This is a genomic window from Corynebacterium sp. HMSC034B08, from assembly GCF_001835805.1.
GTDB lineage: Bacteria > Actinomycetota > Actinomycetes > Mycobacteriales > Mycobacteriaceae > Corynebacterium > Corynebacterium coyleae.
This window is the reverse complement of the sequence record NZ_KV825963.1, coordinates 51,244-63,969: the sequence shown is the minus strand read 5'-3', so window position 1 is coordinate 63,969 and position 12,726 is coordinate 51,244. Positions and strand designations below refer to the sequence as shown.

Here is a 12,726-nt window from a genome sequence, read left to right as displayed (position 1 = left end):
ACGACCTCTACGACCTCGCGGACATCGACCACGTCCCCGACGTTGAAGCCCACGCCAACTACGCAGATCCAGGCGACGAAGGTCACCACGACCACGAAGGCTACGAAGCCCACGACTCCGCGTTTGTCTACCAAGACCTCGGCAGTAACGACCACACCGACTACAAATTCCTCGGAGGTTGCGCCAGCAACGAGGACGACCGCGAAGGCAACCTCGTCGGCGCCGACTACGACGTCCACGACCTCGCGCACATCGACTACGTCTCCGACGCTGAAGCCCACGCCAACTACGCAGACCCGGGCGACGAAGGTCACCACGACCACGAAGTCGTCTGAGGCTGCACCGTCTACTTCCGCCGAGAAGACAAACACGTCCGCAGCAACTCCGTCGGCAGAGTCGAAGGAAACCACGACGATGCGTACGTCAGCGCAGGTCACGGTAACCACGACAACGAGCGCGTCCACCGAAACCACTTCCACCGAGAGCGCCACGGCAGCGGCTACTACGGTGGTGGAGATTCCGGAGGGGTCGGTCGTCGATAAGAGTACGAGCGCAACGACAACAATCACGGAATCGCTGGAGATCCCGACTGGGAAGGAAGATGGCTCGGCGAAATCCTCGAGCACCTCGCCGCTTGCGATCATCGTGCCGAGCATTCTGCTGGTGCTTACCGGCCTCGGCGCTGTTGGGTTTTACCTGTACAAGCACTACTTCTAAACCGAAAGGGTGTGCATTTTTTCGACCGATCGGTTGATGAATCCCGGTGGTTCCCAGGCCTACTGTCGTGAAGGTCGAAAGGAACCCCATGACTACAGTGCACACCCCAACCGCCACCACTGAACAACACCCCGGCCGGTGGAAGGCCCTCGCGGTCCTCGCCGCAGGGCTGGCGCTGATTGTCATGGACGGCACCATCGTTGGCGTCGCCCTGCCCACGATGATCACCGCCCTCGACCTCAGCCTCACCAACGCGCAGTGGGTCAACGCGATCTACAACGTGATCTTTGCGGCGTTGCTGCTCGGCTCCGGCCGCCTGGGGGATCGTGTCGGCCGCCGCACCACATTCGCCGGCGGCGTTGCGCTGTTCATTGGTGGCTCGTTGCTTGCAGGCTTATCGACGACCGCAACCACCCTGATCACAGCCCGCGCCGTCCAAGGCGTCGGTGGTGCATCGGTGCTGCCGGCGACGTTGTCGTCGGTAAATTCGCTCTTCCACGGCAAGGACCGTGCCGCCGCGTTCGGTGTGTGGGGCGCCGTAATGAGCGGCACGGCGGCGCTCGGCCCGCTGCTCGGTGGGGTGCTCACACAGTACTTCTCCTGGCAGTGGATCTTTTGGGTAAACCTTCCGCTCGGCCTGCTGGTGCTGCTGGGGATTTACGCCTGGGTGCCGCAAACTCACGGTAAACGCAACGTCCGGGGTGTCGACGTCGACGGCCTGCTCACCTCCGCCATCGGCTTCGGGCTTGTCGTGTTCGGGCTCATCGAGGCGACCACGCTCGGCTGGTGGGAAAAGAAAGAAACCTTGCGCATCGGCTCCTGGTCCTGGCCAGAGAGCTGGACTGTCTCGCCCGTGCCGTTCGCCATCGGTATCGGCCTGATCTTCATCGGCCTGTTCCTGCGCTGGGAGCTGCACCGCGCGCGCAACGGCCGCGATGCGCTTCTGGATCTCTCGCTGTTCAAAGTCGGCACCTTCTCCTGGGGCAACCTCACCGCCGCCATGGTCGCCGTCGGCGAGTTCGCCCTCATGTTTGTCCTGCCGTTGTTCCTGGTCAACGCCGTGGGACTTTCTACCGTGCGCACTGGCCTCGTTCTCGCCGCGATGGCGTTCGGCGCGTTCGTTTCCGGTGCCTCCGCACGCCACCTCGCGGCTCGTCTCGGCGCGCCGGGTGTCGTCGTGCTTGGTCTTGCACTTGAGGTGGTTGGTGTTGGGCTGTTGGCTGGGGTCGTCGCAACGCAAGGCTCCACCTGGTTCACCGTCGGCGCACTCGTGGTCTACGGCGTAGGGCTCGGCCTTGCGTCCGCACAGTTGACCTCGACGGTGCTCGCCGGCATCCCCGAAGCGCAGTCGGGCGCGGGCTCGGCCACCCAGTCCACGGTGCGCCAACTCGGCTCCGCCATGGGCGCCGCGATCGCTGGATCCGCCCTGGCAGCGGCGATGGCGCGCACCATCCCGTCCTCGCTCGAGTCCGTCGCCGGGGTGTCCGAGAATGTGCTGTCCAAACTGTCCGAGGCCACCCAGGCGTCCGCGGGCTCGATGATCGGGCAACTTCGCGACGCCACCCCCACCGACCCCTTCACCGCACCCCTCGGCGACGCCCGCAGTGTGGTTGTTCAGCAGCTGTCCAGCGGGTTCGCCGATGCCGCCGCCTGGTCGATCGGGTTCGCCGCCCTGTTCCTGCTGCTGGGCCTGCTCGGCTCGGTGATGGTGCTGCGACAGTCGAAGAAGACTCCGGCCGCAGTCTAGTGTTCGCTGATCGTCTAGCTCGCCGCAAGGCCAACAAGACGATCAGGCGCATAATGACCATCATGTTCAACATGACCTGGGGAAATGTGAAGCCCGCCAGCTGATCGTCTAGTTGGATCTGAGGGGGAGCTAGACGACTGCGCAAAACCCCAGAAAACCCCCAGAAAACCCCAGAAAACCCACCACAGAACAGCAAAAACCGGGCCCCGCACAGTCGCGGAGCCCGGCTATCAAAGACCAAACAGTCTTACTTGTCGCCCTTGTATGCGTCGATGGAGGCCTGGAGGATCTTCTCGGCTTCTGCCTTGTTGCCCCAGCCGGAGCCGGTGACTTCCTTGTTCGGCTCGAGGTCCTTGTAGTGGACGAAGAAGTGCTCGATTTCGTCCTTGACAAAGTCGGAGACGTCGTCGATGTCCTGGTAGTGGTCGTAGCGGACGTCGTCGATGACGCAGAGGAGTTTGTCGTCGCCGCCGGCTTCGTCGGTCATCTTGAATACACCAAGCGGACGGGCCTTGACGGTGACGCCCGGGAAGACTGGTTCGGGGAGGATGACGAGGGCGTCGAGTGGGTCGCCGTCGTCGGCAAGCGTGTTGTCGATGTAGCCGTAGTCGGCTGGGTATGCCATCGGGGTGAACAGGTAGCGGTCGAGGTAGACGCGGCCGGTTTCGTGGTCGAACTCGTACTTGTTGCGCGAGCCCTTGGGGATTTCGATGATGACCTCAATAGACATGGGATCTCCTTCGTTCGGTGATTGTCCGCAAATCATCATACGTGGGCTACGCTTTTTGCCGATGAAGGTATGGACTTGGGTTGCGGGCACGTTGGCGTTGGCTGCGGTTGGTGGTGTTGCTGGGTTTGGTGTGGCTGCGCATGAGCAGTTGTCGCGGATTGAGCATGCGCCGGCGTTTCGGCTCGAGCAGGCGGCGTTTCCGCTTGTGCCTGCAGAGCCTTCGCTTATCGACGACACCTTGCTGACCCAAACCCTCACCAATCTTGCTGAGAATCCTGGTTTGGGGCAGTTCCATGCGCGGGTGTCGTCAGTAAGCGGGGGCGTGGTGTTTGACAGGGCGTCGGGGGATGCGTTGCGCCCGGCGTCGGTGACGAAGGTGCTCACGGCCGCGGCGGCGCTGATCGAATTGGGGCAAAGCGACACGATTACGACGCAGGTGGTGCGTGCCGCGGATTCGGGTGCGGTGACGATCAAGGCCGCTGGCGACGTGTGGTTGGACGCGGAGGCACTCGACGAGCTGGCGGGCCAGATCGGGGAGGCGTCCGAGGTGTACGTGGATACGTCCGCCTGGGCTGGCATGCCGGAGATGATGCCGGGCTGGGACCCGCTGGATATCGACGGCGGTTACGTCGCACCCCTGCAGCCCGCGATGCTGTCCGGTGGGCGCTTGGACGGGGAGACGTCTGGGGACGTGCCGCGTTCGCACACACCGGCCCTCGACGTAGCGCAGGCGCTGGCGAATCGCCTCGGCGCGGGCGTGGTGGATGTGCGCGAGGCCCCCACCGACGCCGAGGTCGTCGCTGAGGTGGAATCGCCGACGCTGGTGGAGCGCCTCGAGATGATGATGAAGGAATCCGACAACGTCTACGCCGAGGCGATCGGACGCGAGGTCGCGCTCGCGCGCGGGGTGAAGGATGCGCCGTCGGCGACGCTGTCGCTGCTGCAGGAGCACGGCATCGATACGTCGGGCGTGGCGCTCTCGGATAACTCGGGCTTGTCTACCGACAACCTCATTCCGCCGGTGGTGCTGGATAGTGTGCTCGTGGAAGCTACGACCAAACCCGAACTCCGCCCGCTTCTGGCAACGCTGCCGGTTGCAGCAGGCGAGGGCACGCTGGCGGACCGCTACGGCGACCTCCCAGGGCGCGGCTGGGTCCGCGCGAAAACCGGCACGCTCGACGGCACCGCCTCGCTGGCCGGGACGGTGACCAGCGTGAACGGAAACATCTACACGTTTGCGCTGATCTGTAACGACGCCGACGTGCTCGCGGCGCGCCGGGCCATGGACGAGTTCACCTCGGCGCTGCGAGCTTTCTAAAAGGCACCCTGATGCAACCGTTTTGGCCGCGCCGCTCCCCGCACTTCCTCGCGTGCAGGCGGGCTGTGCGCCCCTTCGACGGGCCAGCGGTGATCGGGCTGTCGGGCGGGCCGGACTCGTTGGCGCTGGTCGCGGCAGCTGCGGCGGAGCAGAAGGACGTCTCTGTTGTGGTCGTGGACCACGGTTTGCAGCCCGGCTCGGCCGAGATCGCCGAGCGTGCCGCGGCCGTGGCGCGCGAGTTCGGGTTTGCCTCTACGGTGGCCAACGTGACAGTAGGACCCGGCAACGTCGAGGCCGCCGCGCGCGAAGCCCGCTACGCCGCGCTACTCGAATCCGGCCGCGACGTCTGGGTCGCACACACCGCCGACGACCAGGCAGAAACCCTGCTACTCGGCGCGTTGCGGGGCAACCCGTCGGGCATGGCGCAGCGCAACGGGAAGATCGTCAGGCCGTTCCTACACATCCGCCGCGCAGACACCGTCGGGGCGTGCGAGGAACTCGGGCTCGAAGTCTGGCACGACCCGATGAATTCCGACCCGGCGTATCGTCGCGTAGCAATGCGCCAAAGCATCATCCCTGCGCTGACGGACTTGCTGGGCGGGGATGCGGTGCCGGCCCTTGCCACCACCGCGAACCGCATCGCAGCCGACCAGGCGCTCATTGAACAACTCGCGGACCTCACGCTGACCACGTCGTGTGTGGAGTTGGAGGGGGATGCGGGGCCGGTGAGGCGTCGTCGATTAGCAAGATGGCTCCTGGATGAAGGAGTGCGGGTTCAAGGCGACCAACTGGCGGCGATCGAGGCACTGGTGACCAACTGGCGCGGGCAGGGGCCGATCGCGGTAGGCGGCGGGCGTTCGGTGGCGCGAATCGACGGGAAATTGGTCCTGACCTAGCCCAAATGCCCCAGGTGGTTGTGCCTTGTAGGAATCTAGTGGCAAGATGAGGAAGTTACGCGCAGGTGAACTGCGTGACGTCCGCGAGGCACAGCGAAAGGGAAAGGCCAGCCCATGACTGAGTTGCACGACACGAAGGATTTCAACGTTCCGCCGAACCGTTACGGCGACGACGTGGAGGCAATCCTGATCAGTGAGGAGGCGTTGCAGGGGCGCATCCAGGAGTTGGCGGATATGGTGTCGGAGAAGTACCGCGACTCCGAAGAGGACCTCATTTTGGTGTGTGTGCTGAAGGGGGCGGTGTTCTTCCTGACGGACTTTGCACGCAAGCTGTCTATCCCGGCTGAGATGGAGTTCATGGCGGTGTCCTCCTACGGCAACTCGACGACGAGTTCCGGCGTGGTCCGCATTCTGAAGGACCTGGATAAGGAGATCGCCGGCCGTGATGTGCTGGTGGTTGAGGACATCATCGATTCGGGTCTGACGCTGTCGTGGTTGCTGCGTAATTTGCGCAACAGGAACCCGAAGAGCCTTGAGGTCGTTACTCTATTGCGCAAACCGGATGTGCAGACGGCGCAGATCGACTTGCTTGATATCGGGTTTGATATCCCGAATGAGTTTGTGATCGGCTACGGCCTGGATTACGCGGAGCGCTACCGTGATTTGCCGTACGTGGGCACGTTGCATCCGCGCGTGTACTCGGACGCTGAGTAAAGCCGACTAGAACCAAGGTTTATGAGCAAAAATAAAAACGTCATGCGGTGGGGCATTATGGGCGCCATCGCGCTTATTGTGCTCTATTTGCTGACGCTGATTGGGGACGATTCCCGCGCTTACCAGAGCGTGGATACGTCGGTGGCGATGCAGCAGCTCCGCGAACATAATGCGGAGGAAGTGCAGATCGATGACCGCGAGCAGCGGGTGCGTATTGATCTGCGTGAGCCGATTACTGTCGACGAGCGCGAGGGCGTCGAGGCAATTTCTGCCCAGTACCCGGCTCGTACCGCGCCGGATGTGTTCCAGGCGGTGCGTGAGGCTGAGGCGGATTCCTACCAGACGAATGTGACGCAGGATTCGTTCCTGATGTCCATGCTGGGCTTCATGCTGCCGATGATCCTGGTGTTCGGCTTGCTGTTCTACTTCATGTATCGCATGCAGTCGGGCGGCGGCGGACCGTTTGGCATTGGTGGTTCGAAGGCGAAGCAGCTGACTAAGGACAACCCGACGAACACGTTCGATGACGTGGCGGGTGCCGACGAGGCCGTTGACGAGCTCCACGAGGTAGTGGACTTCCTCACCGACCCGAGCGTGTACGAAAAGCTTGGCGCGAAGATCCCGCGTGGTGTGCTGCTCTATGGCCCACCGGGTACCGGTAAGACCCTGCTTGCGCGTGCTGTCGCTGGTGAGGCGGGCGTGCCGTTCTACACCATCTCCGGTTCTGACTTTGTGGAGATGTTCGTCGGCGTGGGTGCCTCCCGCGTGCGTGACCTGTTCAAACAGGCGCGTGAGAACGCTCCGTGCATCATCTTTGTCGATGAGATCGATGCCGTCGGCCGCCAGCGCGGCTCCGGTATGGGTGGCGGCCACGACGAGCGCGAGCAGACCTTGAACCAGTTGCTGGTGGAGATGGATGGCTTCTCCGGCCGCGAGGGCGTGATCCTGCTGGCGGCGACGAACCGTCCGGACATCCTGGACCCGGCGCTGCTGCGCCCGGGCCGCTTCGACCGCCAGATTCCGGTATCCAACCCGGACCTCGCGGGCCGTGCCCAGATTTTGAAGGTGCACGCGAAGGACAAGCCGTTGGCCAAGGACGTCAACCTGGATGCTCTGGCCAAGCGCACCGCGGGCATGTCGGGTGCGGACCTGGCGAATGTGCTTAACGAGGCCGCGTTGCTCACCGCCCGCATCGGCGGCAACGTGATCACCGCGGATGCGCTCGAGGAGGCCACGGACCGCGTGATCGGTGGCCCGCGTCGTTCCAGCAAGATCATTTCCGAGCACGAAAAGAAGGTCACTGCCTACCACGAGGGCGGCCACACACTGTCTGCGTGGGCGCTCAAGGACATCGAGCGCGTGTACAAGGTGACCATCCTTGCCCGCGGCCGCACCGGCGGCTTTGCCATGACGGCGGACGAGGACGACAAGGGCATGTACACCCGCGACGAACTGTTCGCCCGCATGGTGTTCGCCATGGGCGGCCGCTCCGCCGAGGAGCTCGTCTTCGGCGCCCCGACCACGGGGGCCTCGAACGATATCGAGCAGGCCACGAAGATCGCGCGTGCGATGGTCACCGAGTACGGCATGACCTCCTCGCTTGGCCCGGTGAAGTACGGCCAGGAGCAGGGCGATCCGTTTTCCGGCCGCGGCGGTGGCGGCACACTCGAGTACTCGCCGGCAGTCGCCGCGAAGATCGACGAGGAGATGCAGACGCTTCTCGACGAAGCCCACAAGGTCGCCTACACAACCCTCGAGCGATACCGCGACGAGCTGGATACGTTGGCCTCGAAGCTTCTGGAGAAGGAAACCCTGCGTCGCGGCGATCTGGAGGAGATCTTCGACTCGATCGAGCCGCAACGCCCGACCTTGCCGGAGCACGACGTGCGCTTCGGTCGCCAGATCGGTCGCGAGCCGGTGAAGACCCCAGTGGAGATTGCGAAGGAGCGTGGCGAGGAGCCACCAAAGCGCTTCTCCATCCTGGAGGCGTCGAAGGCGACGCGTGAGCGTCGTCGCAAGGAACGCGAGGCGGAAGAGAAGGCAGCGGAGAAGAAGAGCTCCACGCGTTGGCAGCCGCCGAAGGGCCAGGCCCCGCAGTATCGCGGTGAGAAGCCGCCGGCGGACTGGACCTACGTGGGCGGGCCCAAACCACAACAGCCCGAGCCGAAGCAGCACCCGGGTGCGGAGAACTACCCAACCCGGGAGACCGAGGAGATCGGCTTCCGCCTGCCGGAGCACGAACGCCCAGACCACCCAGCGCGTGGTCCGGAGCCGGAAACCCGTCCGACTGCGTCTGAAGACGAGACGACCCAGTTGCCGCGCGAGCCGCAGGAACCGAAGCACAGGAGAGACGACGATGACGACGCCTAAGTTTGACCACGAGCGCGCCGAAGCCGCCGTGCGTGAGCTGCTCATCGCGGTGGGGGAAGACCCGGACCGCGAGGGCCTCGTGGAGACGCCAGCGCGTGTGGCGCGCGCCTACGCAGAGGTGTTCGCGGGCCTGCACGAGGACCCGAAGGTGCACCTGGAGAAGTCCTTTTCGGAGAACCACCGCGAGTTGGTGCTCGTGCGTGACATTCCGATCTACTCCACCTGCGAGCACCACCTCGTGCCGTTCTACGGCGTGGCCCACATTGGCTACATCCCGGGCCCGGACGGCAAGGTGACCGGCCTGTCCAAGTTGGCCCGTGTGGCGGATATGTATGCGAAGCGCCCGCAGGTGCAGGAGCGGTTGACGGCGCAGATTGCGGATGCGATCGTCGAAAAGCTTGATGCGTCTGCGGTGATCGTTGTCATCGAATGCGAGCACCTGTGCATGGCAATGCGTGGAATTCGGAAGCCGGGTGCGACGACGACCACGTCCGCTGTGCGCGGCGGTTTTCAGAAGAACGCGGCCTCGCGTGCCGAGGTCATGAGCCTGATTAGGGGATAGACACCAATGACCACTGTCGCCGACCTGACACTTCCCGGGCGCACGAGTGTGATGGGGATTGTCAACGTCACGGAGGATTCGTTTTCGGATGGCGGCAAGTGGCTCGCCACCGACGACGCCATCGCGCACGCCCACGAGTTGGTGAAGTTGGGGGCGGACATTATCGACGTCGGCGCCGAATCCACCCGACCCGGCGCCACCCGCGTTCCCGCGGAGGTGGAAGCGGAGCGCATTCGCCCGGTGATCCGGACGTTGCACGAGGATGGCATCCGGACCTCGATTGACACGATGCGTGCCGCTACCGCGCAGGCCGCTGCTGAAGAGGGCGTGGATCTGATCAACGACGTCTCCGGTGGCCTGGCGGATGAGGACATGTACCGCGTGATGGCGGAAACGCAGCTGCCGGTGTGCCTCATGCACTGGCGTGCGGACGCGTTTGTCAACGCCTCGGGCGCGGCTGACCATGGCGGGGATGTGGTCAAGGATGTCCACCAGGTGCTGGCGGAACTCGTCGAGAACGCCCTGGCCGCGGGTGTGGCCAAGGAGCAGATCACGCTGGACCCGGGCTTGGGCTTTGCCAAGACCGCGGCCGATAACTGGGCGCTGCTCAACGCTCTGCCGGAGTTCATCGCCGGTGAGTTTCCGATTCTTGTGGGTGCGTCGCGCAAGCGTTTCCTCAGAGAGATCCGCGCGGACCGCGGTCTTGAGCACTCCCCGGTGGATGCGGATCCGGCTACCGCTGCCGTCACGGCGCTGTCCGCCCAGGCCGGCGCGTGGTGCGTGCGTGTGCACGAGGTTGCGGTCTCGCGCGATGCGGTGGATGTGGTGGCAAGGTGGAACCATGGCTGACCGCATCGAACTCAAAGGGCTTAAGTTCCACGCCAACCACGGCGTACTCGAGCACGAAACGGAGTTTGGCCAGGCGTTCTCGCTGGACATCACGTGCTGGTTGGAGTTTGCAGACGCCGCGCGTGACGACGACCTGACCAAAACCGTCAACTACGCCGAACTCGCCGACACCGCGCTGGCGATTGCAACCGGTACGCCACGTCAGTTGATTGAGACCGTGGTTGTCGAGATCGCAGAGACCGCTATGCGCACCTACGACGTGCTGCAGGCCATCGAGGTCACTCTGCACAAGCCGCACGCGCCGATCCCGGCAGTGTTCGACGACGTCGCAGTAGTGGCTCGCCGCTCCCGGAAACGGATGTGATGCCCATGCGCGCAGTGCTGTCCTCCGGATCGAACATGGGTGATGCGCGTGCGCACCTGCGCGCGGTTGTGGACGAGTTCGTGAGCGAAACCGTTGCCGCCAGCTCCGTCTACGCCACCGCCCCCTGGGGCAAGACGGACCAGCCGGACTTTCTGAACCAAAGCCTGCTGGTGGAGGTGGACCAAACCCCACACGAGTTGCTCGATCGCTGCCAGCGCCTAGAAAACGATGCCGAGCGTGTGCGCGTGGAGCGCTGGGGCCCTCGCACCCTAGACGTGGACATTGTCTGGATCGAGGGCTACACCTCCGACGACCCGGTGCTGACGGTCCCGCACCCGCGCGCGCACCTGCGCCAGTTTGTGCTCGAGCCGTGGTTGGAGATTGATCCGGGCGCGGAGTTGAGGGGGTCGTCGATACGCGAATTGCTCGATGGCCTGGAGGATCAAGAGGTGCGCAAACTATGAAGCGCACGCCGATCGAAGGCCTTATCGCCGCCGCTGGCTTCAGCGCCGCAGCCGCGTTGATTGTGGTGCGGCGTTATTACAGCTGGCTGGAGTCGCTGGACCTAATCGTGCCGCTGTCGCTGTGGTGCATCGCCGCGGTCGCCGGGTGGCTGGCATGGGTGGTGCACAAGCGCCGCAAGGACGGCCAGGTGGGGCTGGACCGCAGCCAACTCAACCCGATGCAGGCGGCGAACTTCATGGTGTTCGGCAAGGCCAGCGCGTGGGCGGGTGCGATCTGCGGCGGCATGTATGCAGGTGCGTTGATGTATGTGGTGCGCAAACTTGATGTGCTGGCGGCGGCATCTGACGACGTCGTTCCCCTGACGGTGGGCACTCTCGGCGGCATCGCGCTGTGTGTGGCCGGGTTGGTGCTGGAGAAAAACTGCGAGGTGTCGCCACCCGCCGACGGGCAGGGGGTTGGCTAGAGTGTTGGGCATGAGTGCCAAAAACACATCCAGTGACAGCGCAACCCTGTGGGTCATCGTCCCCTTTGTTGTCGCCGTAATTGGCACCGTTGTCATGCTGTTTACCAACTCTGCCAACGCGCTGAAGATCGCGTTGATCTTCGCGCTGTGGGCCGGAGCGGCCGGGTTGATCTTGAACTTCCGCAGCCGCCGCGAGCGTGACGACGCCACCCGGGACGCCGAAGCCGCCCGCGAGCAAGTCCGCGAGCAGGAAGAGCGCCACAAGGCCGTCATCGCCGCCCTGCCGCAGGGCGAGGGTTCCGCGGTGGACATGGAAGCCCTTCGCGCGCTGCAGGACGAGATCCAGGCACTGCGAGCACAGTTGGAGGAGCTCAACGGCCGCGTCTTCGAGTACGAGCCAGCCGCCGTGCGCGCCTCTGCGCGTCGCATCTCCGAGTTGGAGAGCACCCCAGAGCCAGAGCCAGAGCCAGCGCCGGAACCCACCCCGGAACCAGAACCGATCTCAGAACCAGAACCAGCGCGCCCGTCGCCGTCGACCGACGACACGGTTGTGCTCGACCGCGTGCGTCCGACAGGTGCGCCGAGCTCGGATGCGATCGCTGGCCGCATTGGCACCCAGCCGTCCGGCCGCCCTGCCCGCAACCCGCTGTCTGACCTGATCAGCGAGCGCAAGGCGCAAGCGGAAGCAGAAGCAAAGCCAGAACCGCAGCCAGAACCAACCCCGGAACCGGAACCGCAGGAGGAGCCGCGCCGTTCGGGCCGCCGTCGTCGTGACGAGCGCGAGAACTCCATTTCCGTCGCTGAACTGCTCGCGCGCCGGGGGAAGTAAATGGCGCCACGCCTGCTCGTAGGCGCAATCCCCGGCCACAGCCAACTCGCTTACGACATGGAGCGCGCCGGGCACACCGTGCGCCCGATCGATATCAGCACCGACCCGGGCGCAATCGCGCACGTGGACCTCGTGCTCATTGACGGCTCCGCGAACGATATCCGCGCCGCCGCAGAAATCCTGGCTGATTACGCGCGCCCGCAGCAGATGTTCCTCCACACCGCGTTGGAGGAAGGCCCGCAGTTGCTTGACGACGTCGAAACGTCCCAGGCCATCACCATGTGCGCCCACAACCTCTTCGACAACATCTGGGTCACCTCCGCCACGGACGAACTCGGCGAGACCGTCGTGGGGCTGCTCATCGCGGAGATCGGCGGTACGAGCATGCGTATCGACGACACCGTCCGCCCCACCATCGCCGCCGCTCAGGAACTTCGCGCGCTGGAGGCGACGGTGCGCGACGACGCGCTCGAGCTGCTCATCGACGCGGTCCCGTCGTTTGAGGCGGTGGCGGAGAAGTTCATGGCGGCGGCGTCGGGTCGTCGATACGCAAGGAGCGTCAGCGAACTGGATCGGATGCTCGTCGCGCTGCCGGAACCGGGAGTGCGCAGGCTGTTTGTGGATCTGCAGCGCCGACGCGGTGAGATGGAGCAGGACACGGATACGGAACTGTGGGTTATTCAGAAATACGAGGGAAGATAA

The 12,726-nt window shown here is 64.4% G+C and carries 15 protein-coding genes; 14 read left to right on the top strand and 1 reads right to left on the bottom strand.

The window, feature by feature from the left end:
• The 3 genes from HMPREF2656_RS13080 to HMPREF2656_RS06295 form a co-directional block, all read left to right on the top strand.
• Positions 1 to 335 (top strand): hypothetical protein (locus HMPREF2656_RS13080; protein WP_210400966.1); only part of this gene is annotated, 335 nt, incomplete at its 5' end.
• 79 nt (positions 336 to 414) lie between these two features.
• The gene (locus tag HMPREF2656_RS13075) at positions 415 to 717 is read left to right on the top strand and encodes a hypothetical protein (RefSeq protein ID WP_070816148.1); all 303 of its coding nucleotides are present in this window, start codon (positions 415 to 417) and stop codon (positions 715 to 717) included.
• An 88-nt stretch (positions 718 to 805) separates the two neighbouring features.
• Positions 806 to 2,464: an MFS transporter gene (locus HMPREF2656_RS06295; RefSeq protein WP_070816147.1), complete on the top strand. Its 1,659-nt coding sequence runs from the start codon at positions 806 to 808 to the stop codon at positions 2,462 to 2,464.
• A gap of 247 nt (positions 2,465 to 2,711) precedes the next feature.
• Here the strand turns inward: HMPREF2656_RS06295 and HMPREF2656_RS06290 are convergent, their stop codons facing one another.
• The gene (locus HMPREF2656_RS06290) at positions 2,712 to 3,194 is read right to left on the bottom strand and encodes an inorganic diphosphatase (RefSeq protein WP_070422474.1); all 483 of its coding nucleotides are present in this window, start codon (positions 3,192 to 3,194) and stop codon (positions 2,712 to 2,714) included.
• Positions 3,195 to 3,255: 61 nt separating this feature from the next.
• On the opposite strand from HMPREF2656_RS06290, the gene dacB reads away from it, so the two are divergent.
• The 11 genes from dacB to HMPREF2656_RS06235 all read left to right on the top strand — a co-directional run bounded on the left by dacB (position 3,256) and on the right by HMPREF2656_RS06235 (position 12,726).
• A complete protein-coding gene (dacB, locus tag HMPREF2656_RS06285; protein WP_070816146.1) occupies positions 3,256 to 4,512 on the top strand; it encodes a D-alanyl-D-alanine carboxypeptidase/D-alanyl-D-alanine endopeptidase in 1,257 nt (418 codons plus the stop codon).
• A gap of 11 nt (positions 4,513 to 4,523) precedes the next feature.
• On the top strand, positions 4,524 to 5,408 hold the full coding sequence (gene tilS, locus HMPREF2656_RS06280) for a tRNA lysidine(34) synthetase TilS (protein WP_070816145.1): 885 nt from the start codon (positions 4,524 to 4,526) through the stop codon (positions 5,406 to 5,408).
• A gap of 114 nt (positions 5,409 to 5,522) precedes the next feature.
• Positions 5,523 to 6,122 carry a hypoxanthine phosphoribosyltransferase gene (gene hpt, locus HMPREF2656_RS06275; protein WP_070816144.1) on the top strand — a complete coding sequence of 200 codons (600 nt, stop codon included), beginning with the start codon at positions 5,523 to 5,525 and terminating at the stop codon, positions 6,120 to 6,122.
• A 21-nt stretch (positions 6,123 to 6,143) separates the two neighbouring features.
• On the top strand, positions 6,144 to 8,492 hold the full coding sequence (gene ftsH / locus HMPREF2656_RS06270; protein ID WP_070816143.1) for an ATP-dependent zinc metalloprotease FtsH: 2,349 nt from the start codon (positions 6,144 to 6,146) through the stop codon (positions 8,490 to 8,492).
• Entirely contained in the window at positions 8,479 to 9,054 is a 576-nt protein-coding gene (gene folE, locus HMPREF2656_RS06265) for a GTP cyclohydrolase I FolE (protein ID WP_070816142.1), read from the top strand. Before ftsH ends, folE begins: the two co-directional genes overlap by 14 nt.
• A gap of 6 nt (positions 9,055 to 9,060) precedes the next feature.
• Positions 9,061 to 9,903, top strand: coding sequence for a dihydropteroate synthase (gene folP, locus HMPREF2656_RS06260; RefSeq protein WP_070816141.1), 843 nt, complete (start codon positions 9,061 to 9,063; stop codon positions 9,901 to 9,903).
• On the top strand, positions 9,896 to 10,267 hold the full coding sequence (folB, locus tag HMPREF2656_RS06255) for a dihydroneopterin aldolase (protein ID WP_070816140.1): 372 nt from the start codon (positions 9,896 to 9,898) through the stop codon (positions 10,265 to 10,267). Before folP ends, folB begins: the two co-directional genes overlap by 8 nt.
• A 5-nt stretch (positions 10,268 to 10,272) precedes the next feature.
• Positions 10,273 to 10,731: a 2-amino-4-hydroxy-6-hydroxymethyldihydropteridine diphosphokinase gene (gene folK, locus HMPREF2656_RS06250; RefSeq protein WP_070816158.1), complete on the top strand. Its 459-nt coding sequence runs from the start codon at positions 10,273 to 10,275 to the stop codon at positions 10,729 to 10,731.
• Positions 10,728 to 11,195, top strand: coding sequence for a DUF3180 domain-containing protein (locus HMPREF2656_RS06245; RefSeq protein ID WP_070816139.1), 468 nt, complete (start codon positions 10,728 to 10,730; stop codon positions 11,193 to 11,195). Before folK ends, HMPREF2656_RS06245 begins: the two co-directional genes overlap by 4 nt.
• A gap of 10 nt (positions 11,196 to 11,205) precedes the next feature.
• Positions 11,206 to 12,024, top strand: a complete 819-nt coding sequence (locus HMPREF2656_RS06240; protein ID WP_070816157.1) for a DUF6779 domain-containing protein — start codon at positions 11,206 to 11,208, stop codon at positions 12,022 to 12,024.
• Positions 12,025 to 12,726 (top strand): 6PGD fold domain-containing protein, encoded by a 702-nt coding sequence (locus HMPREF2656_RS06235; RefSeq protein WP_070816138.1) that lies wholly within the window; start codon positions 12,025 to 12,027, stop codon positions 12,724 to 12,726.

Coding starts and splice junctions, on each gene's coding strand:
- HMPREF2656_RS13075 (WP_070816148.1), top strand. CDS start 415: ATGCGTACGTCAGCGCAGGTCACGGTAACCACGACAACGAGCGCGTCC.
- HMPREF2656_RS06295 (WP_070816147.1), top strand. CDS start 806: ATGACTACAGTGCACACCCCAACCGCCACCACTGAACAACACCCCGGC.
- HMPREF2656_RS06290 (WP_070422474.1), bottom strand. CDS start 3,194: ATGTCTATTGAGGTCATCATCGAAATCCCCAAGGGCTCGCGCAACAAG.
- dacB (WP_070816146.1), top strand. CDS start 3,256: ATGAAGGTATGGACTTGGGTTGCGGGCACGTTGGCGTTGGCTGCGGTT.
- tilS (WP_070816145.1), top strand. CDS start 4,524: ATGCAACCGTTTTGGCCGCGCCGCTCCCCGCACTTCCTCGCGTGCAGG.
- hpt (WP_070816144.1), top strand. CDS start 5,523: ATGACTGAGTTGCACGACACGAAGGATTTCAACGTTCCGCCGAACCGT.
- ftsH (WP_070816143.1), top strand. CDS start 6,144: ATGAGCAAAAATAAAAACGTCATGCGGTGGGGCATTATGGGCGCCATC.
- folE (WP_070816142.1), top strand. CDS start 8,479: ATGACGACGCCTAAGTTTGACCACGAGCGCGCCGAAGCCGCCGTGCGT.
- folP (WP_070816141.1), top strand. CDS start 9,061: ATGACCACTGTCGCCGACCTGACACTTCCCGGGCGCACGAGTGTGATG.
- folB (WP_070816140.1), top strand. CDS start 9,896: ATGGCTGACCGCATCGAACTCAAAGGGCTTAAGTTCCACGCCAACCAC.
- folK (WP_070816158.1), top strand. CDS start 10,273: ATGCGCGCAGTGCTGTCCTCCGGATCGAACATGGGTGATGCGCGTGCG.
- HMPREF2656_RS06245 (WP_070816139.1), top strand. CDS start 10,728: ATGAAGCGCACGCCGATCGAAGGCCTTATCGCCGCCGCTGGCTTCAGC.
- HMPREF2656_RS06240 (WP_070816157.1), top strand. CDS start 11,206: ATGAGTGCCAAAAACACATCCAGTGACAGCGCAACCCTGTGGGTCATC.
- HMPREF2656_RS06235 (WP_070816138.1), top strand. CDS start 12,025: ATGGCGCCACGCCTGCTCGTAGGCGCAATCCCCGGCCACAGCCAACTC.